Source organism: cf. Phormidesmis sp. LEGE 11477 (genome assembly GCF_015207105.1).
Classification (GTDB): domain Bacteria; phylum Cyanobacteriota; class Cyanobacteriia; order Phormidesmidales; family Phormidesmidaceae; genus Phormidesmis.
On the sequence record NZ_JADEXO010000006.1, the window covers coordinates 54,714 to 74,095 of the forward strand.

The following is a 19,382-nucleotide window of genomic DNA, read 5'->3' on the forward strand; positions in this document are numbered from 1 at the left end:
GCTGATTGCCGCGCTTTCTCTATCTATCCTGTAGTCCAGATACCTAAAACGGTAAATATTGAACTTGGTTCATAGCCTCTTCCAAAGTGCTTGCCTTGGCAATGATTTCTAATTCCTTAACGCAATCACCAATACTCATACTTTGAGGATGAGTATAGACAACTCCTGTGAAAGCGATGCCTTCCCTTTGCCTCTGATGCGCTAATACTAATAGGTCATCATCCATAGAAAACAAAACTCTTTGAAGCTCAGTAGATCGCTCTATCACCTGTGAATCGGCCATTCCAGCACGCTCGTCTTCCTGTACTGTCAGCACATCGACACCGCGCAGACGCAACCCGACCGTAATTTGACGAAAAACATTCTCATCCATATAGAAGGGTATGCTCAAGAAATGACGCCTCGTTCCCTAAGGCCCTGGACAATACGAGAGTGTGGCGACTGATGCTGAAGAGTTTTGACTTTCTCTAGCCGCTGTTTCATGTCTTCATCTAGAGCCACCTGATGATCCCAATAATAGGCCAGCGCTGAGTAGATCTTGCCAAGGGCGATGTGAGGGTATTGAAAGTGGAGTTCTTCCGGACTCCAGCCATAGGCAAAGTGCGAGGCGATTAGCTCTACCACTTTCATAGTGCTGCCTTCGATAACGGGCACTTTGCCATCATCAAGCTGAATGTGCTTGTAGTCTGTTGCTAGATAGGTCATGTCATCCCTCCAAATGATCGCGGAAATATTCTCGATATACTTCACAGCGCGGCGACGCCTCATTCCCACTCAGCCGCACTAGCCCCATACTCTCCAGCTTAAACGACGCCTCCGCATCAATCTCTATTGGCCTGCTTTTGCTCACCACCTGCCGAAACGACTCTGCCAGCACCGGATAGTCGCGCAGCACATACAGATGCCGCCGCAGATGATCGCTGTATATACCAGACTCTGTCGCTGCCATCTCCGCCAGCGCATTCAGCGTCATATCCTCTCGTCGCAGATGATACAGCGCCTTACGAATCAGATACGGGTGCCCGCCCACCAGCGCCATCAGTGCCTCTGCATAGCTCGCGATCGCGCTCAGTTCATAGCGCCCCGCCAAATCTTGTACCTGCGCTAGATCAAACTCTTCTAGCTCTATATTCGTCCCCACATTAAACGGCGACTGATTGATATTTAGCGGCACATACGCCTCAGTAGAATGCACCATCACCAGCCGTAGCTTTTCCCACAGCTCGCTACCAAAATCGCCATACCGGGCCGACTCGTACCAAGAGCGCACCAGCGCAAAAAAATCATCTGCCACCGCCGGATGCGGAAACACCATATCCACCTCATCCAAAGCTAGCACCAGCGGCACATCCAATTCTTCTAGCAAACACTCCTCAAAATAAGCATTGCACTTGTCCTTGCTACCAAAGCCCACCCAATAATCTTCTAGATCGCTCAGCTTCTTCAGCCGCCTGCCCACCTGCGAACAAAACCACTTCAACAACAGATCCAAATCATTAAACAATCGGCTATCCGCCCGCTGAAAGCTGATCGGCACCGTCTGATAGCCCTGCTCCCGCGCATGGCTTAATATCCGTGCCATCAGCGACGTTTTGCCCATTTGCCTCGGCGCTTTGATCCGAATCAACGCCCCCGGCTGCTCAATCTCCGCAAAGCAGTCTGTTTCAGTCGGTGGCCGCGCCACGTACAGCCCCGTCTTGAACTGCACCGCACCGCCCGGCTCGCGCTGTAGCTCCGGCTCCGCCACAGGCAAAGGTGGCCTATCCACACTCTCCACCAGACCTACGCCCGGTTCGACAGATGCCTCCGAGGCCAACTGCGCTGCCTGCAAATCCTCACGCTCTATCCAAATATCTCGCTGCGTCGCCGACAGATTCTCTCTTTGTTTTTCTTGTTGTTCCTCTTGTTTCTTTTGCTGTCTTTCTCCAGACGCAGCCCGCTCAGCCATCAACGTCATCAGTTCTTCGATCAGCGCCGCAGTATCCGCCTCCGAGTGCCACTCCCGCTGCTGAATCTGTTGTAAATATCCCCGCAGCTCATAGTTCAACGGATCGCTTAGTGGAAACTGCACCCGAATCGGCAAAATCATCGGATAGCCATCCGCTCGCCGATCTCGCAGCGACCGAGCCTGCTTCACCTCCTCCGTCACCATCTCACTCGTCGCCGACAAAGGCGACAGCAGCAAAACAAAATAGTCACATTGGCGCAGCTCTGTAGCAATGCGATCGCGCCACTTCTCCCCTAGCTGAATACTCGCCGCCGCCATAAACGCGCCATACCCTGCCGCCACAAACGCCTCATAAAGCGTCTGCGCCAGCGCCTTATCCACTCCCTCATCCCGATAGCTAATAAAAACCCTGCCAGCGTCCTGCCCCCGCTCCCTATCACCGAGGGCTGAGCGGGGCCGAAGCCCATCATCCACCACTCGCCCTGCCCGCGTCCGCAAAACAGGCGTCGCCCCCTCCCTAATTCCTTCTAGCTCAATCGCCGTCCGCCCCATCTCATAGGCCGCCTCATACGACCGGCTACCCCCTAGCGCCGTATAGAATCCCCTTGCAAAGCAAACCGCCGCCGGATCGCCAATCGGCTGATTCATCCCCACCACACAAGAGACGAACTGACTAATCGCCTGCGCCTGCGTATCCGAATAGCAAGCATTGAGCAGCACACACTCCACGCTCGTCACCTGTTGAAACAGCCGCGACAGCGCCCGCGTCGGCACTAGCTGCGATCGCCCCCGACCATCTTCTAGCACCAGGCCATGCTCACCAGTCCCATGACCCAAAAAATGCACAATATGAGGACTGTGCGACACCAATAGCTGCATCAAATCCTCAGTGCGTACCGCCCACTCCGACGTCAGTGCAAAGCGATCGCGCTCCTGCGACAGTTGCAAACTCCGCTGAATCCCCCGCACCTCCTCATCTAGCCGCAGGCGAGAAGTACTCTGCGGATTAGCCGCCAAGATCAAGATTTTGCGAATTGGAAAGCGAGAATTCATTGGCTACACGCACGCTACCCACTATCTACCACTATTTAGACAGAGCGGGCGATCGCCACCACAAATCCTTACGGTAGCCAAAACCGCTGACGACACCCGAAGCAAATAGCCATAATTTCATTCGGCAAAAAAGCTGCTTGATTGATAAAAATCTAGTCAGGCTCAAACTGACTCACGCCACAAGCTCAAGGCTAGTTGGTGAAAATCATAGTGCGAGCTAAACGCAAATTGCTATAGTTTGAAGCTTTAGCCACTATTTCTGATGCGAGATTTTCAACTACCTGGTCGATCTCCTGCCTACGCTCAAAAGGGAATGGCAGCAACCTCTCATTCGCTGGCGACACTGACGGCAATTGATGTGTTGCGCTCTGGTGGAAATGCGGTGGATGCGGCGATCGCAGCCTCAGCAGCCTTATGCGTTGTCGAACCTCAAGCCACAGGCATCGGCGGCGATTGCTTTGTCCTCTACGCCCCCGCTGATTCTGATCAAGTTATCGCCCTCAACGGATCAGGCAAAGCGCCAGCCGCTGCTGAACTAAGCTGGTTTCTAGATCAGGGCATGAAGCAAATCTCTTTGCAAAGCCCGCATTCTGTCACCGTTCCTGGTGCGGTAGATGCCTGGTGTAAGCTGCATGGTGACTATGGCCAGATGGACTTTGCTGAATTGCTCGCACCTGCAATTCGGCTGGCAACCGAGGGCTACACGGTGCATCCGAGAGTGGCCTATGACTGGGCGTCACTAAAAAGAAAGCTACAGGTGACGGACAACGCAACGCGAATGCTGTTGGTAGACGGTGAGGCTCCAAAGGCAGGCGATCGCCATCAGCAGCCAGAATTAGGTCGCACGCTGCAACTGATTGCTGAGCATGGCCGAGACGCTTTTTACACGGGGGAAGTGGCTGAAGATATTGTTGCTTATCTGAAGTCTTTGGGTGGGCTGCATACGTTAGAAGACTTTGCCGCTCCTCAGGCCGAGTACGTCACGCCGATTTCCACGCAGTACCGGGGATATGACGTGTTTGAGTGTCCACCGAATGGTCAGGGTTTGACCGCGCTGATTATGCTGAATATTCTCTCGGAATGCAGCCTGACGGACTACGCGCCGCTGAGCGCTGAGCGGCTGCATTTGGAATGTGAGGCGGCGAGGTTGGCGTATGGAGTGCGCGATCGCTACGTAGCCGATCCAGCCCAGTCCGATATTCCCCTAAACTGGCTGCTGTCAAAGGAGTATGCCGCTGAGTTACGAGCAAAGATCAGTATAGATAGTGTAATGCCACCACTAGAAGAATCAGACTTCCCTACCCATCCCGATACGGTTTGTCTATGCGTTGTCGATGAAGATGGCAACGCAGTGAGTTTTATCAATTCTGTTTTTCACGGGTTTGGCAGTGGTCTGGTGAGTCCAAAGACAGGAGTAGTGTTGCAGAATCGGGGAGCAGGGTTTGTCTTAGAAGAAGGGCATCGGAATGCGATCGCGCCCCACAAACGCCCGCTCCACACCATCATCCCCGGCATGTTAAAAAAAGCAGGCCGTACCGTCATGCCCTTCGGCGTCATGGGCGGGCAGTATCAGCCGACGGGTCACGCACACTTTCTCACCAACTTACTGGACTATCGCCTAGACGTACAGTCGGCGCTAGACTTTCCTAGAGTCTTCCACGATGGCGAAACCTGCGCCGTAGAGCGAGGCGTTCCCATTGCCGTCACGGATAAGCTCAAACAACTTGGCCATAAAGTCTTGCCAGCCGTTCTTCCTCACGGCGGCGGACAGGCAATCTGGATGGACGAATCAGGCGGATTAGTCGGTGGGTCTGATCCACGCAAAGACGGCTGTGCGCTGGGCTACGAATAAGCTAATCGAGATAATTTTAAGCGTGAGTATGACTAGCGTTGTATTCGGCCATTGCCTCGGCTGCTAGGTCCGCTAATAGATTCTGAGAGTTAGCAGCAGCGTCCCATTCTACTTCATGCTTAAGTTTCTTCTATGATTAGGGTTGCGATCGCATCTTGCTTCTCAGCATCCAAGCTTTTTATTTGTGCGATCGCCTGCTCTAAAAGTTCGGTCATAAGTAGCAATGTAATAGCCTTCTAGTCAGATTATAGCGAAGCCGCAGTAGTCAAAATTGTCAGTAAGCAGAGTCATCAGAGCGCGGTAATTTATCTCTCCACTCATCTTTCAAAGTGTCAATTACGATCAAGAAAACCCTTACATAACTGTGCGTGATGGAGTTCTTACTCGCTTCTGTATTGTTTAGCACCATACCCAACGACGTTGCTCAAGCAGCGCCCCGACAAACGCCTGCTCCTATCGAGGTGCCAGTAGAAGATTCTCAAACAGAGTCCAACAACGACCCAGCGTCTATCACCTGCGGGCCAGGGCAGTTTCCTTCTGCTTTCTCTGATGTTCTTCCCGCAGATTGGGCGTATCAGGCTGTCATCCGCCTATCTAGCCAGCCGATCGAGTGCTTCGACTTCCCAGTGGAGCGTCCTGATACCTAGAGAAGTAGCGGTAACGTTTACGCAGTTGTTTCGGCTGTATAGGGAACCGTCTTATGAAATATCTTCGATCAAAGTACTTCTATGGCTGGATTGCAGCAACGACTCTCAGCCTGTTCCTAGTAAACTTTTTGTTGCAACCAGATACTTACGCTGTTAGTCCTTCTTCGATTGCTTTCGTGCTGGTCTATCTATTGACCGGGTTGATAGTCGGAGTCTGTCAGTGGTTCATTCTACGACTCTACTTTGAACGTGCTTATTGGTGGATTGTTCTAACCGCAGTAGGAGAAATCCCTTTTTACCTTTTTAGGCAAGGCTATTTCCTATTTCTCTTCTACACGGTTGGAGAATCGGACTCTTTAATGCGCTTCTATGTCGGATTGCTGGCTTTTGTAGGAGCTTTGTTTCCAGGCATCTTTCAGTGGCTTTTCTTTCGTCGTCGCGTTCGTAGGGCATGGATGTGGATAGTGGCTAGTGCGATCGCAGAGCTGTGGATCCCTCGCCTGATAGGAATGTATTTGATTCAAGGCACAAGTATTCTTCTGTTAGAAATGTCTCACGCTCGTTTCCTGTTAGCAATCACAGTTACAGGGATTATCTTAGGAGTCATTACCGGAATTCCTGTCGCAGACTTTATCAATCAGGTAAGACAGCCAGGTGTCAACAATGAAGTGGACCGTTAGGGCTTCAGCAGACCTTTAGACCAAACCATGCTCTAAATCCTTGCTGTGATTGCCAAAGAACTATCTTTTTCATCAAAGATCGAGTGCGTCAATGCCTTGGTTGCGGTAATAGATACGCAGCTTGATACCTAGCGTTAGCTGTTTCATAATCCAGTACAGCACCGTCAAAATCACAAAAGTAACAAACACAACGGCTGCGGGTCGCCTGTTTGTCAAAGTATTGAGCGTAATCATCAGCACGCTGGTTGGATCAGTAGCGATGTCCCAGCTATTGAGGCGAACGAAACGACCTAGATAGATGCCGATAGCACTTAGTGTATGGATCAATAGCTCAGAAGGTAAGATGAACCGCTCATTTCCCTTCTTCTTCAGATAGTAAGCCTGGTTGAGAATAGAAAGCACATAGGCTTCAAAACCTAGAAGAATAGCTACCGTATGCAGCGGGATGAAAACCAAAACAATCAGCCAGACCTGAATACCGCTTCCCCTAGTTCCTTTGATCAGGTGAATGATATCGGTGAGTACGTAAGGCGCGTTAGGCAAAAACGCAATAAAGCCAACTAGCCCCAGCCACCACAAGAAAGTCCGAGCGCTCCTAGGCCGATTGAACAAAAAATAGCTCATGCCTATAGAAATCAGCACTAACGCGACCCACCAGGCTACCTTGAGCTGCGCTGAGGTCTCGCCAGCCATCAGCGCGTTCATCAGTCGCATCTGGGCTCCCATTATTCTGGGCAAGCGAGGTTGAACGCCGACAATACCGATCAAGCTGATCAATACGACTGAGCCCCAAAGCTTAGCTTTCGATAGTGCTTCTCGTCGAAACAATACAAAGCTGAGGAATAGAGGAACCAGTGCCAAGAACAAATTCCATAGAATCCAGCCGCTATAAACGCTAGAAAAGGCAGCCGAGATATCGGTGAAGAGCGATCGCATAGACATAAATCAGTAAAAAAGCGTGACCTATTAGCCCCAATCTAACCCGATGGAAATGAACGCCGGCTGAGAAGAGCCAATTTACCCACTTTCCCTTACTTTTTCCTAACCTGTACGGTTGAAGCTCAGCGGTTACCAGTACGCAACCGAACGGAAGAACCACCGAAGTAGCCACCAAAGCAAACAGCAGCATCTGGCTGAATCCATTCTCACAAAAAGTGCCACATCTTACGAAGAAGGGCCGCATCGCCAGCTATATTACTAGTGCCTAGCCCTCAGTAAGTCCTCAGTAAGCCGTAATCATGTCTAGACGTCAGCGCGAATTCACGGGCATTGCCGCTAGCCAGCTATCCAACCAGAGCGCGGGTCAACTCACCCACCAATCGGTTCAATCCGACGCTGCGCTTAAAAGTCGCCCTAGCAGCCAAATTCAGCCTGTAGCAGACACTCATCTGCTCAAACCGCTGCTACACATCCTAGACGACGACGAAAACCCTGGCGATATGGTCAACAGGCCAAAGCAAATCGCCCTTCAAGGTCAAAAAGACGTATACATTGCCAGAGCCGAAATAGAGCTGAGACGGGCCATGCAGGCGCTCTCATTCCTGACCGATTCAGAAATCAACTCTATCTCAACTCTAACGGCGCTTTCTTTGCCCCAGACCGTAGCGCCACTTTTCTGGACTATCAACGCTCTGCTCCAAGAAAAATATGCAAAGCCCAACGATCCTCAGTGGATTCACAACCGCAACCGCGACGCTCGTGTTCTCTTTCAACAGATCGCAAACCTAAATCTAACGCCCTGGTCAAAGCGTTTGGTCGATTACGTCAGACCAGAAGATCTGCCTTCGACGCTGCTGTTTCCAATTGGTCATCCGATTCTAGGTCGCACCTATCGCCGTCATCCTTTCAAAGCCCGTATCAATCAGTACTACCCTGTTACCGACTACTTCTCTATCTTGTTCAAAGAAAGAGAACAGGCGCTACTGTCACTACTTGGCCAACTCGGTGCTACCAAGATCGTGATGACGCCCATTCCAGCTACGACTGCGCTTTCCTGCCAAGAGAACCTAGCTGCTCAGCTACATCAAAAGGTCTTCAGATATCCAAAAAGAAGCAACACTTTGCCAGAGACCATTAACGTCAAAGAGCATCCTTGGGTGGCCGGAGAACCCGCCTGGCAATCTGTGATCAAAGAAAGGGTCAAACGAGGCGCACTCTCGGCCCAGTTTGAATTTGACTGCGATGTGATGGATATGCTCACAGCCCAGATTCAAAAGATCAGCCAGATGATTCCTGGACTCAGCTCAATGAAGCTACCTGACGATCACGCAGACACTGTGATGACACAGGTGCTCCATACCCGGCAAGTTCAAGTCGAGTTCGCTGAAGTTGGTGGCTGATGGTCAGCCACCAACTTCAGCGAACTCCTCAGGGGCACCGCTCTAAAGGCTAAAGGCCACTAACAGCCACTGATTGACGGCCACTGTAAGCGTTCACAAATTCTAAGGGGTCCACCCAGGATCGTTAGGAAGCGTCGAAGAACCCGAGCCCATTACGCGGTTTAGTCGCTCGGCCTGCTCTAGTATTCTGGCTGACCGCTCGGCACTCGTTTCAGTAGGCTGAGGAATAGTGGCCTGAGAAGGAGCGGCCTCATAGATGTTAACTGCATAGTTTCCCAGCATTGAACGGTCATAGCCGAGTACGGTAAAGACGAATTCACCACTCTGCGTTATGTTGATGTCCAGCTTAGAGTTAGTCGTGTTGCTGTTAGCGTCGTCATTTTCAGCAAGGATATTGACTGTCTCGCCATCGTAAGTCGTCAACATAACGACCGGGTCAAAGTCTGAACTTTCTACAACAATGCTAATCGTCTCTCCGGCTTCGGCATAGAAAGGCCAGATATCGAAGTGACGTCCATCGTTCAATTTGTCATCGCTATTTTCTAACCGACCTTGTCCGGTCAAAATCCCTTCGGCTGGTTTCACCAGATAGTTGATGTCAGCGCTGGCCGGAGCCGCTAACAACAGGGACGTTACTAAGACAACAGGGGCGAACTTCATCTCTTTCCTACCAAAACTTAGGGGCGTACGGCGATCGCAAGAATACAGGTGTCACTAGCACTAGATACACCCATGCGTTCGCTGACCACCTGCTCTCTAACATTGAGGGCTAAGCAAGGAGCTAATTTGTTATGAGCGTGTGGAGCAAAGTAGCAAACGCTGTGTACTTATTTCTGAACGAAAGTCCGTAAATGATAGGTTTCTTCTCTAATCGCGTCAAGATGCTGTTAACACAAGCTTAAAACAGGTTCAAAGACCAAAAGCCTCACTCGAACAAATACGAGTGAGGCTTTTCGATTAGATCCTTTTCATTTAACTAGCTTCTAACTAACTGTCGTGCTCATCTTCTCTTGCTGTACTTCTGCTTCTAGGCTGTCTGCTTCAGAAGGTGGCACAACTTGCCAGAACTTAGATAGATAAGTCTTCCAGTCGGCCAAGATTCGCTTGGCTTTCTCACTGCCGGTTCGATCTGCGTGCGCTTCGATCAGTGACTTGAGCTGCTGCTCGCCCGCTTCGCTCCGCACTCGCTGCACCTGCACAATCTCAGGATTCACTCGCGTCTGGAAGTCACCAGATTCGTCTAGGAAGTAGCCGAGTCCCCCCGTCATCCCAGCACCAACGTTGCGACCAACGCCGCCAAGGACAACCACCACACCGCCAGTCATATATTCGCAGCAGTGATCGCCTGCCCCTTCTAATACCGCCACGCCTTTAGAGTTACGAACGGCAAATCGCTCGCCCGCAATTCCGTTGATGTACAGAGTGCCGCCGCTAGCGCCGTAGATGCAGGTATTGCCGACGATGACGTTTTCTTCTGCTTTGTAGGTAGCTTTCTCAAACGGTTTGATCACAATTTCGCCGCCGTTCATGCCTTTGCCGACGTAGTCGTTGGCTTCACCCGTCAGGGTCATCGTCATCCCAGCGATGTTAAAAGCACCAAAGCTTTGACCGACGCTGCCGTTGAAGTTGAGGTTAAGACTGCCTTTGAATCCGGTATTGCCATATTGCTTGGCGATCGCACCCGATACCCTAGCCCCGACCGCCCTGTCGGTATTGACCACATCCCAAGTCTTAGTTACTGAGGTATGGTTCGCGATCGCACCAGCCACATCCGCATCCGCCAAAATCTGATCATCAAGCACATTACCGTTGCTATTCACATCGCCATGATCTAGCCAGGTGCGATTCTCCTGCGGAGAGGCTTCGCCAACGCCATTCACATCCGGTAGCTTCACCAGCGCCGATAGATCTAGCGCCTTCGTCTTCGCCAGCGACACATCATCACGCGGCGTAAGCAGATCAGCACGTCCGACGATCTCGTCCAGCGAACGATAGCCCAGCTTAGCTAGCAAAGACCGCACTTCTTCAGCAATAAAGTAGAAGAAATTCACCACCTTACCCGGCGTGCCAGAAAAGCGCTTTCTCAACGCTTCCTGCTGAGTGGCTACCCCGACCGGGCATTGGTTCGTATGACAAACGCGGGCCATAATGCAGCCCTCGGCAATCATCGCGATTGAGCCAAAGCCGTATTCCTCTGCGCCCATTAGCGCCCCCATGATCACGTCCCAACCCGTTTTTAGACCACCATCGACGCGCAGCAGAACGCGATCGCGCAGTCCATTTTGCATCAGAGACCGATGCACCTCAGTCAGTCCTAGCTCCCACGGCATTCCCGCATGCTTGATCGAGCTCAGCGGCGACGCCCCTGTACCACCGTCATGGCCAGAGATCTGAATCACATCGGCATTTGCCTTAGCCACGCCCGCTGCAATCGTACCGATACCCACTTCTGCAACCAGCTTGACCGAAACGCCTGCATTTGGATTGATCTGGTGCAGATCGAAAATTAGCTGAGCGAGATCCTCAATCGAATAGATATCGTGATGGGGTGGTGGAGAAATCAGCGTCACACCCGGCTTTGACTTCCGCAATGAGGCAATATATTCACTCACTTTCTTACCCGGAAGCTGACCACCTTCACCCGGCTTTGCGCCTTGAGCCATCTTAATTTCGATTTGCCTAGCGCTCATCAGATACTCAGGCGTCACGCCAAAGCGACCAGAAGCCACCTGCTTGATAGCAGAAGAGGCCGTATCGCCATTCTCTAATCCTTTGAGATGAGGCAGCGTATCAGAAAAGCCCTCGCCATCGACATCGTCTAAAACCTTGAATCGGACCGCGTCTTCGCCGCCTTCGCCCGAGTTCGACTTACCGCCGATTCTGTTCATGGCAATGCCCAGCGTCTCGTGCGCTTCACGAGACAATGAGCCCAGCGACATGCCGCCAGTGCAGAAGCGCTGCATGATCGATTCGACGGGTTCTACTTCGTCCAGAGCAATTGAGTCGCGATCGCTATCAAAATCCAACAGATCGCGCAGTGCCGCAATCGGTCTACCCTTTAGCTGTTCGCGATAGATCTCGTAGTGGTCATACTGCTTGGTCTCTACCGCCTTATGCAACAGCTTCGTCATCGCCGGGTTGTTCATGTGGTATTCACCCGATGGCCGCGACTGGATAAAGCCCATGTTCTCCAAGCGTTTGCGCGTCAGCTCAGGAAACGCCTTCTCATGAAAAGACATTGTCTCTTGGGCAAGCTCTTCAATACTCAATCCCCCTAGACGAGACACACTGCCTCTAAAGGCTAAGTCCTTCAAGTTTGCGCCAATACCAACTGCCTCAAAGATCTGAGCGCCGCGATAGCTGCTCAGCAGAGAAATTCCCATCTTTGAAAGAATTTTTAGCAGGCCATTATCTATTGCCTTGCGATAGTTTGCCTGTGCGCCGTTGAGCGTCGAAACGGGCAGCTTGCCGCTTTCCATTTGCTTTTGCGTCTTCTTATCGGCCCACCAGTGACGAACGCTTTCCAACGCCAGATAGGGGCAGATTGCGGTGGCACCATAGCCCAGCAGGCAGGCAAAGTGGTGCGTGCTCCAGCATTGGGCAGTGTCTACGATCAAAGAGGTTCTCATCCGCAGACCGCTAGCAATTAGGGAATGATGCACCGCGCCTACTGCGACTAAAGGCGGAATGTAGGTCTGTTCGGGGGAGAGAGTGGTTTCGCTTTTGTTGCCTTCAGGGCTATTACCTTGAGGGGTGTTAATAGGACTGGTGCGATCGCTCAAAATTAGCACCTGAGCGCCCGCTTTCACTGCCGCAGCCGCCCGATCGCATAGCGCTTTCACCGCCGATTCTAGACCGGTCGGCCCGCCTTCAATGTTGTACAGCGTCGAGAGCGTACTCACCTCGAAGCCCGACTCTTCAATCACCGTCAGCTCAGGGGCATTGATCACTGGCGACTCTAGTTTCAAAATATTGGCCAGCTCAGGATGCTCCTCCAGTAGGTTGCCTTGAGCACCCAGCTGAGTTGTCAAAGACATCACCAAACGTTCGCGCAAGGGGTCAATCGGCGGATTGGTCACCTGGGCAAACCGCTGCTTGAAATAGTCGTACAGCAAATGAGGCTTGTCGGAGAGCACCGCTAGCGGCGTGTCATTACCCATACAGAAGGTAGGCTCTTTGGCCTGAGCTGCCATGTCCTGGATAATCATGTCCACATCTTCAGCGGTGTAGCCAAAGGCGGTCTGCTGAGTCAGCAGCGTCTGCGTGTCCAAACGAGTCTCTTCGCTAAATAGCTGAGGCGCAATCTCTTGACGCCGCTCCGCTAGCCACTGACCATACGGCTGAGCCTGGGCAATCCGCTGCTTGATCTCCCAGTTGTGCAGAATCTCATGGCCTTCTTCAAAGTTTACAGCCAGCATCTGACCGGGGCCGAGTCTACCTTTTTCGACAATATCTTCCACAGGCAGATCCACCACGCCCGCTTCCGACGAGACCACTACATAGCCATTCTTCGTGACAACATATCGAGCGGGTCTTAGTCCGTTCCTATCTAGGGTTGCCCCGATTTGTTTGCCATCACAAAAAACGATCAGCGCCGGGCCATCCCAAGGTTCTTGAATGCTGCTGTAATACTCGTAGTAGTCAACAATCTCTGGATAGTTAGCTAGCTCGGGTTGGTTCTGATAGGCCTCTGGCACCAAAATCGTCAGTGCCTGAGCAGGCCCTCGCCCAGATCTGACCAGCAGCTCCATGGCGTTATCTAGGTTCGCAGAATCGCTATTTTCTGCATTCACCACCGGCTTAAGCAGCTCTAGATCCTCTCCCCAGATAGGATGAGAAAGCTCTGCCTGCCTAGCCGTCATCCAGTTGATATTGCCGATTAGCGTATTGATTTCACCGTTGTGACCTAGCAGCCTCATCGGATGAGCCAACGGCCACTTAGGCAGGGTATTAGTGCTGAACCTTCTGTGGTAAACCGCAAAAGCACTCTCATAGCCCGGATTTTGCAGGTCTTTGTAAAACTGGCCTAGCACTTCAGAGCGCACCATGCCCTTATAAACGATCGTGCGCGTAGAGATAGAACAGACGTAGGCTTCTAAAAGAGATTGGGCGTCCGCTTCGCTTCTGTCTTTTGCCAGCTGAACAATTGCTTTTTCAAATCGCCGCCGGACTAGAAAGAGCGATCGCTCTAGATCATCCCACTGCTGGTCGCTAGCGGTCATCACCGCCTGGGCGATCCTTGGCTGAAATTCCTTTGCCAGTGGCCCTAGCGTCTCTGGTTCAACTGGGACTTCTCGCCAGCCTACAAAGGTGAGACCAGTCGCTTCAACCGCCTTTTGAAACTGCGATCGCGTCTCTTTCTCCGCTGTGGCCTCTTGCGGCAAAAACACCATCGCCACCCCAGTGTTTCCAGGCACCAAAGACTCTAGTCCGCTCTCTTTTGTCCAATCTTGAAACAAACGCCAGGGAATTGCCGTCATCACGCCCGCGCCGTCACCAGAATACTTATCGGCGCAGCAACCACCTCGGTGCTCCATGCAGGTTAGAGCGCTCAGCGTATCTTTGATCAATTGATGGCTAGCCTTTCCCTGCTGATCGGCGATAAAGCCCACTCCACAAGCATCTCGCTCTTCTACAAGCCAGCTCGGTCCCAAGGGCTCCAATACATCGGTCTGAAAAGTGGTCGGATTGAGAATCACGCGCGTACTACCTGCTGATGAAATAAAGAACGGATGAAAGGAAGAAGGATTAAAAAGGACAGGGTTAGAAAAACCAGAGAAGAAACGAACTAGCCCGCCTGCCGCTTACCGACACGGGAGTAAGCTGCTCTAGCTAACTGCTATCTGCTTTCAAAGCAAAGCCTCTAGGCTAACTTTGGCAATGCTAAGAAGAGCCTCTTTTCGGATTATATAGAAACATTAAGCGATAGTGAAGTTCACAGGTAACTCTTTTGTCTGCAAAAATTATCTGTGTAATCGCGCCGCAGCTATCTATCTGTCTATTGGGTAGGTAGGACGTACTGTCTATATAGGTAGGACGTACTGTCTATATAGGATAGGTAGATAGGACATACCGAATCGACAGAATCTATCTAGCCAGTCTAGACACTGGCAAACCGAGTTCGCTAGCTGAGCGGTCACCTGGCTAGACTCGGGTAAGTATTTTTGACGAATTACTACTAGGAAATTGGGAAATTGGGAAATATCAACCAATGTTCAAGTAACTTTTTTGAAAAGTTTCTCCCCCGTAGACTCCGTTTTAGGTAACCCTGAAGAACAGCCCTAGACGCGATCGCTCACAATCGCACATTAGTCTTAGTTCCTGGTTTGATAAACACACTACGAAAGATCGCAAGCGATCACCTATTGAGCTGATGCACCCAAAGCCATCTAAATCCAACGCTACCCACCAGCTATCGACCGATTTGTCACCTAGCGGTAGGTTGCCGATCAAACGAGTAGTCTCATTTGGGTTTTTGACGGTAATGGGATGGGCCGTCGTTACTTCTTTTGGGGTTGATTTACCGCGCTCACTGACTTCTCTGTCCAATTTTCTCGTAGCAAGGACCAACGGACCAGAAGCGGCTGAAGCAGGGACTCATTCGTCTCATCTCACGCCCTTTCAATCCTTTAAGCTGCCGTCATTTCGCCCAGCAGCTAAAGCTAATACCGCCAGCAGACTATCGGGCAACCGAATCAGAGTAAACGGTCATACGCTAACTGGCTTCTGGCAGCAAAAAGACGGTCGCATCGGGATCTCTAGCCAGGCGATGGCCAGCCTCGTTGGGGTAGAGCTGATGAGCACTACGGTGGAATCGCAGCAGCCGGTTCGCTGGTTTCCCACCACGCAAGATAGCGTCATTAATCTACCTGCCTGGTGGGACGCGACCGATCGCTATTTAGACATCACCGATCTGGCCGTAGCGAGTGGTTGGACTCAGCAGATAGCGGGCAACACCCTGCAGCTAGCCATGCCGCAGAGCCAGACTACAGGCATCCGACAAGGAAAACAGACCTGGGGCGATCGCATCGTTGTCGATCTCTCCGGTCCTGCCACTTGGCGCATGGACTCCTCTAGTGGCTACACCATCACCGTTACAGGTAATATCTCTCAGGACTTGGTTAGCGCCTTCAAAGCGAAACCTGGCAATCTACTTACCCAGCTCGATGTCGCGCCGCTTAACGGCCAAACTATTCTCAAAATCAAAACCAAAGGTGGCGCGTCTCCTCAGATTTGGACGACGGGCAATCCCGCTAGGATCGTGATTGATATTCGCCGCGATCCTATGGTGGAGCGCGATGTTGCTTGGGCACCGGGTCTACGCTGGCGACAGCAGTACGTCAACGTCAACCAGCATCGCTTTCCGGTGTACATGTTTATCGCTCGCCCTAGTTCCGGTGCCCTCACGCTTAGGCCAATTCACGCGGCGGACAACACAGCTATTGGGATCGAACCAATTTTATCAACTGCACAGCGGACGCGGGCAATCGGCGCGGTCAATGCTGGCTTTTTCAACCGCAATAACCAGCTACCGCTAGGGGCAGTCCGCAGCGCCGGGCAGTGGATATCTGGGCCTATTCTAGGCAGAGGTGCAATGGCCTGGAATGATAGCGGTGAGCTAGTGATGGATCGATTTACGCTGTCTGAGTCTGTGACGACAGGCGTGGGGGAAGCTTTCCCTATCTTGGCTGTCAACAGCGGCTATGTAAAAGCGGGTATTGGCCGATATACAGAAGGGTGGGGCTCGACCTATACGCCGATTGTAGATAACGAGATCATCGTCACCGTTCAGAATCACGAAGTCGTCGCTCAACAGAGCATGGGAAAGGCCGGATCGAGCAGCGTGCCTATTCCTAGAGACGGTGGCTATCTATTAGCCCTGAGAAGCTACCGGACCGCTGGGCAAAGCTTCCAGCCGGGTACGCCCGTTTTACTCAGTAGCCAAAGTCAGCCTGCTGTTTTTGAGCAGTATCCCAACATCATCGGCGGTGGGCCTTTGTTAGTACGCGATCGCAACATTGTTCTCAACCCGCAGCTTGAAGGCTTCAGCACCAACTTTATACAAGGGGCCGCGCCGCGCACTGCCGTTGGCAAAACCGCAGATGGCACCTGGATCATCGCCACTATGCACGATCGAGTAGGCGGCAGAGGTCCTACTCTCACCGAGACAGCCTACATCATGAAGCAACTCGGGGCAGTCGACGCCCTCAATCTAGACGGTGGTAGTTCATCTAGCCTATATCTAGGCGGGCAGCTCCTCAACCGACATCCCCGCACTGCAGCAAGAGTCAACAACGGCATCGGTCTATTCGTCTCAGGGGAAAACTAATCAAGTTGATAGGCTAGCGCACGACTCATCGATTCGAGATCGGTTAGCCTCAGCCTACAAGTGAACTTCAATATCAGTTGATAAGGATAAAGACTTGATAGAGAAGCGCTAGTTGTGCCCTTTGTCACTTTACGAACCAGGGGAGGGCATTGCTAGAATCAACCGAAAGCCATAAGACCTTGCATGATGGCTTGCTATGTGCTTCCTTCGGTCACGAATACGCAGGTCATAGATGTTTATTCATGAACATCTTGTTTACAGAAATTACGTTCATACAGCAATCAGGAGACTGACAATATGGTGCATGTTCAAGAGATTCCACAAGTAGACAACTCTTCAGAAGCGAATGGTTTTGAAGGCGTCGCCGCTACCGAGCTGCGGCCATGGGGCTCCTTTACCGTGCTAGAAGAAGCGAGCGGATACAAAATCAAGCGCATCGAGGTTAAGCCTGGTCACCGTCTGAGCTTACAGATGCACCACCACCGCAGCGAGCATTGGATTGTCGTCTCTGGGACTGCCAAAGTCACCTGCGGCGAGAAAGAAACGATGCTTTCTACTAACCAATCTACTTACGTACCCGCTTGCACCACGCACAGGCTCGAAAACTCAGGTGTCATTCCTCTTATCTTGATCGAAGTTCAAAACGGTGAGTATCTAGGCGAAGACGATATCACTCGCTACGAAGACGACTATGCTCGTCAGAAGAAATAGAGATAATAGAAAGAGTTAGGAGTTGTACAGGCTCTGCTAAAAGTTTCTGCAAGCTAGTCCCTCAAAACTCAGTCTCGCATTTATCCTTCGTCAATCCCTCAAAGTAGGAAACCAATAGGCTTCCTACTTTTTTGCTGTGCTTTCTTCGGTGACTCGCTGGCGCTAATCAGACACACCGATCGTACAATTGCGATACAGATCCCCATCATCGCTGCCACAAGCCCAAGCCACATGATTCAGCTCACGACCGCAGCCCGTCAAGAAATAGACCGATTGCGTCGCAGACAGAAGCAGCCCGACGCAATTTGCAGACTAAATTTGCAACCTAGTAGCTGCGCCGAATGGGCCTATGCACTAAGTTTGGAGCCGGCATTGGGAGGAGCAGAAGATCAGATTTATGAGTTTGATGGCATTCAGCTAGTGGTAGAACGCAGTCTCTTGGCTCGTATTCAAGGACTCAAAATCGACTTCGCTGAAGATTTAACTGGCGGCGCATTTCGCTTTAATAATCCTCTTGCCACTGAAAGCTGCCGCTGTGGCGCTGCTTTCGCAACCCGATAGGCGCTTGCTCAACTTTGGCTCCAATCGGCCTAATCCAAATCGACATAGAATATAGTCATAGAAATATCGATATAAAATCAGGTAGAATAATAGGCCCTGATTGACAAGGTGAAAATTTCCTTGATACTATCGGGCTCTATGAAAACTTTTTTGCGGAGTTACAATCCCCCGCCTTATGCCTACGATCCAGCAGCTCATTCGCACTGAGCGTTCAAAAGCAACCAAAAAAACCAAATCTCCTGCGCTAAAGAGTTGCCCTCAGCGTCGTGGTGTTTGTACTCGCGTGTATACAACCACGCCCAAGAAGCCCAACTCAGCTTTGAGAAAAGTTGCAAGGGTCCGTCTGACATCTGGCTTTGAGGTGACGGCCTATATTCCAGGTATCGGTCACAACCTTCAAGAGCATTCTGTAGTGATGATTCGCGGTGGTCGTGTCAAGGATCTTCCTGGCGTTCGCTATCACATTATTCGCGGCACTTTGGACACAGCAGGTGTTAAAGATCGTCGCCAGAGTCGGTCTAAATATGGCGCTAAGAAGCCAAAAGGATAAGCTTTCATTTTGATAGAGTGTCTTCCTATTCATCGTGGGCCTCTCAGGTGTACCAAGCTCAGTCATGCTGAGGCTAGCTTGCGTCAACCTCTGATAGGTTCGTTGCGTTCCACATTAGGTAGATTGGCTCTCACTCACGCTTAGCTAATACTGACAATCGCAAACATTCACTACTCTTCCACTAGCTAGGGTCAACACCTCATGTCTCGTCGTTCAGCAGCTCAAAAACGCACCGTCCCGCCTGATTCTGTTTACAACAGCCGTCTTGTTAGTATGATGTCTCGTCGAATCATGCTTAGCGGTAAGAAGTCTGTCGCTAATAAAATTCTGTATGGGGCCTTTAAAATTATTGAAGAGCGTACCGGAAGCGACCCCCTAGAAACATTTGAGCAGGCAGTTCGCAATACGACGCCGCTAGTAGAAGTCAAGGCTCGCCGGGTAGGTGGTGCGACCTATCAGGTACCGATGGAAGTTCGTTCAGAGCGGGGAACCGCGCTTTCTTTGCGTTGGATCACTCAGTTCTCGCGATCGCGCGGTGGTCGGACAATGGCGATGAAGCTGGCCAATGAGCTGATCGACGCTGCCAATGAGACAGGCGGCGCAGTTCGTAAACGCGAGGAGACTCATCGGATGGCGGAAGCAAACAAAGCATTTGCTCACTACCGCTACTAGATTCTTGCCTAGCGTTGAATTTACGTTTGCTAGCTGTGCT

Annotated in this window: 15 protein-coding genes; 9 read left to right on the forward strand and 6 right to left on the reverse strand. The window is 51.4% G+C overall.

The genetic code is table 11. The features are described 5' to 3' along the window. Window positions 1-43: 43 nt before the first annotated feature. The 3 genes from IQ256_RS03345 to IQ256_RS03355 are packed head-to-tail and all read right to left on the reverse strand — an operon-like array spanning window position 44 to window position 3,001. On the reverse strand, window positions 44-373 hold the full coding sequence (locus tag IQ256_RS03345; RefSeq protein WP_228024529.1) for a DUF5615 family PIN-like protein: 330 nt from the start codon (window positions 371-373) through the stop codon (window positions 44-46). 14 nt (window positions 374-387) lie between these two features. Then, complete coding sequence (locus tag IQ256_RS03350; RefSeq protein WP_193854140.1) at window positions 388-705, reverse strand: DUF433 domain-containing protein; 318 nt, start codon at window positions 703-705, stop codon at window positions 388-390. Between the two features lies 1 nt (window position 706). Then, window positions 707-3,001 (reverse strand): AAA-like domain-containing protein, encoded by a 2,295-nt coding sequence (locus IQ256_RS03355; RefSeq protein WP_193854141.1) that lies wholly within the window; start codon window positions 2,999-3,001, stop codon window positions 707-709. Window positions 3,002-3,263: 262 nt separating this feature from the next. On the opposite strand from IQ256_RS03355, the gene ggt reads away from it, so the two are divergent. From ggt to IQ256_RS03375, 3 genes are all read left to right on the forward strand, one after another. Continuing rightward, on the forward strand, window positions 3,264-4,853 hold the full coding sequence (gene ggt / locus IQ256_RS03360) for a gamma-glutamyltransferase (RefSeq protein ID WP_193854142.1): 1,590 nt from the start codon (window positions 3,264-3,266) through the stop codon (window positions 4,851-4,853). Window positions 4,854-5,224: 371 nt separating this feature from the next. Continuing rightward, on the forward strand, window positions 5,225-5,500 hold the full coding sequence (locus tag IQ256_RS03370) for a hypothetical protein (RefSeq protein ID WP_193854143.1): 276 nt from the start codon (window positions 5,225-5,227) through the stop codon (window positions 5,498-5,500). A gap of 53 nt (window positions 5,501-5,553) precedes the next feature. Continuing rightward, entirely contained in the window at window positions 5,554-6,180 is a 627-nt protein-coding gene (locus IQ256_RS03375) for a hypothetical protein (RefSeq protein ID WP_193854144.1), read from the forward strand. A 72-nt stretch (window positions 6,181-6,252) separates the two neighbouring features. Here IQ256_RS03375 and IQ256_RS03380 read toward each other — a convergent pair whose 3' ends face one another. After that, window positions 6,253-7,122, reverse strand: a complete 870-nt coding sequence (locus tag IQ256_RS03380; RefSeq protein ID WP_193854145.1) for a DUF1361 domain-containing protein — start codon at window positions 7,120-7,122, stop codon at window positions 6,253-6,255. Window positions 7,123-7,418: 296 nt separating this feature from the next. Here IQ256_RS03380 and IQ256_RS03385 point away from each other — a divergent pair, with 296 nt between their 5' ends. Continuing rightward, the gene (locus IQ256_RS03385; protein ID WP_193854146.1) at window positions 7,419-8,519 is read left to right on the forward strand and encodes a hypothetical protein; all 1,101 of its coding nucleotides are present in this window, start codon (window positions 7,419-7,421) and stop codon (window positions 8,517-8,519) included. A gap of 102 nt (window positions 8,520-8,621) precedes the next feature. Here the strand turns inward: IQ256_RS03385 and IQ256_RS03390 are convergent, their stop codons facing one another. Both IQ256_RS03390 and gltB read right to left on the reverse strand, forming a co-directional pair. Then, window positions 8,622-9,179 carry a PPC domain-containing protein gene (locus IQ256_RS03390; protein WP_193854147.1) on the reverse strand — a complete coding sequence of 186 codons (558 nt, stop codon included), beginning with the start codon at window positions 9,177-9,179 and terminating at the stop codon, window positions 8,622-8,624. A 323-nt stretch (window positions 9,180-9,502) separates the two neighbouring features. Beyond that, window positions 9,503-14,218: a glutamate synthase large subunit gene (gene gltB / locus IQ256_RS03395; RefSeq protein WP_193854148.1), complete on the reverse strand. Its 4,716-nt coding sequence runs from the start codon at window positions 14,216-14,218 to the stop codon at window positions 9,503-9,505. 674 nt (window positions 14,219-14,892) lie between these two features. Between gltB and IQ256_RS03400 the strand changes: the two genes are divergently transcribed. The 5 genes from IQ256_RS03400 (at window position 14,893) to rpsG (ending at window position 19,342) form a co-directional block, all read left to right on the forward strand. Then, on the forward strand, window positions 14,893-16,848 hold the full coding sequence (locus IQ256_RS03400; RefSeq protein ID WP_193854149.1) for a phosphodiester glycosidase family protein: 1,956 nt from the start codon (window positions 14,893-14,895) through the stop codon (window positions 16,846-16,848). Window positions 16,849-17,145: 297 nt separating this feature from the next. Next, window positions 17,146-17,559 carry a phosphomannose isomerase type II C-terminal cupin domain gene (locus IQ256_RS03405; RefSeq protein ID WP_193854150.1) on the forward strand — a complete coding sequence of 138 codons (414 nt, stop codon included), beginning with the start codon at window positions 17,146-17,148 and terminating at the stop codon, window positions 17,557-17,559. 231 nt (window positions 17,560-17,790) lie between these two features. After that, the gene (locus IQ256_RS03410) at window positions 17,791-18,120 is read left to right on the forward strand and encodes an iron-sulfur cluster assembly accessory protein (RefSeq protein WP_193854151.1); all 330 of its coding nucleotides are present in this window, start codon (window positions 17,791-17,793) and stop codon (window positions 18,118-18,120) included. A 175-nt stretch (window positions 18,121-18,295) separates the two neighbouring features. Continuing rightward, the gene (gene rpsL / locus IQ256_RS03415; RefSeq protein ID WP_193854152.1) at window positions 18,296-18,670 is read left to right on the forward strand and encodes a 30S ribosomal protein S12; all 375 of its coding nucleotides are present in this window, start codon (window positions 18,296-18,298) and stop codon (window positions 18,668-18,670) included. Between the two features lie 201 nt (window positions 18,671-18,871). After that, complete coding sequence (gene rpsG, locus IQ256_RS03420; protein ID WP_193854153.1) at window positions 18,872-19,342, forward strand: 30S ribosomal protein S7; 471 nt, start codon at window positions 18,872-18,874, stop codon at window positions 19,340-19,342. Window positions 19,343-19,382: the final 40 nt, after the last annotated feature.

What these genes read in the sequence shown, in the direction of transcription:
- IQ256_RS03345 (WP_228024529.1), bottom strand. Translation starts at nt 373, where the DNA reads ATGGATGAGAATGTTTTTCGTCAAATTACGGTCGGGTTGCGTCTGCGC.
- IQ256_RS03350 (WP_193854140.1), bottom strand. Translation starts at nt 705, where the DNA reads ATGACCTATCTAGCAACAGACTACAAGCACATTCAGCTTGATGATGGC.
- IQ256_RS03355 (WP_193854141.1), bottom strand. Translation starts at nt 3,001, where the DNA reads ATGAATTCTCGCTTTCCAATTCGCAAAATCTTGATCTTGGCGGCTAAT.
- ggt (WP_193854142.1), top strand. Translation starts at nt 3,264, where the DNA reads ATGCGAGATTTTCAACTACCTGGTCGATCTCCTGCCTACGCTCAAAAG.
- IQ256_RS03370 (WP_193854143.1), top strand. Translation starts at nt 5,225, where the DNA reads ATGGAGTTCTTACTCGCTTCTGTATTGTTTAGCACCATACCCAACGAC.
- IQ256_RS03375 (WP_193854144.1), top strand. Translation starts at nt 5,554, where the DNA reads ATGAAATATCTTCGATCAAAGTACTTCTATGGCTGGATTGCAGCAACG.
- IQ256_RS03380 (WP_193854145.1), bottom strand. Translation starts at nt 7,122, where the DNA reads ATGTCTATGCGATCGCTCTTCACCGATATCTCGGCTGCCTTTTCTAGC.
- IQ256_RS03385 (WP_193854146.1), top strand. Translation starts at nt 7,419, where the DNA reads ATGTCTAGACGTCAGCGCGAATTCACGGGCATTGCCGCTAGCCAGCTA.
- IQ256_RS03390 (WP_193854147.1), bottom strand. Translation starts at nt 9,179, where the DNA reads ATGAAGTTCGCCCCTGTTGTCTTAGTAACGTCCCTGTTGTTAGCGGCT.
- IQ256_RS03400 (WP_193854149.1), top strand. Translation starts at nt 14,893, where the DNA reads ATGCACCCAAAGCCATCTAAATCCAACGCTACCCACCAGCTATCGACC.
- IQ256_RS03405 (WP_193854150.1), top strand. Translation starts at nt 17,146, where the DNA reads ATGGTGCATGTTCAAGAGATTCCACAAGTAGACAACTCTTCAGAAGCG.
- IQ256_RS03410 (WP_193854151.1), top strand. Translation starts at nt 17,791, where the DNA reads ATGATTCAGCTCACGACCGCAGCCCGTCAAGAAATAGACCGATTGCGT.
- rpsL (WP_193854152.1), top strand. Translation starts at nt 18,296, where the DNA reads ATGCCTACGATCCAGCAGCTCATTCGCACTGAGCGTTCAAAAGCAACC.
- rpsG (WP_193854153.1), top strand. Translation starts at nt 18,872, where the DNA reads ATGTCTCGTCGTTCAGCAGCTCAAAAACGCACCGTCCCGCCTGATTCT.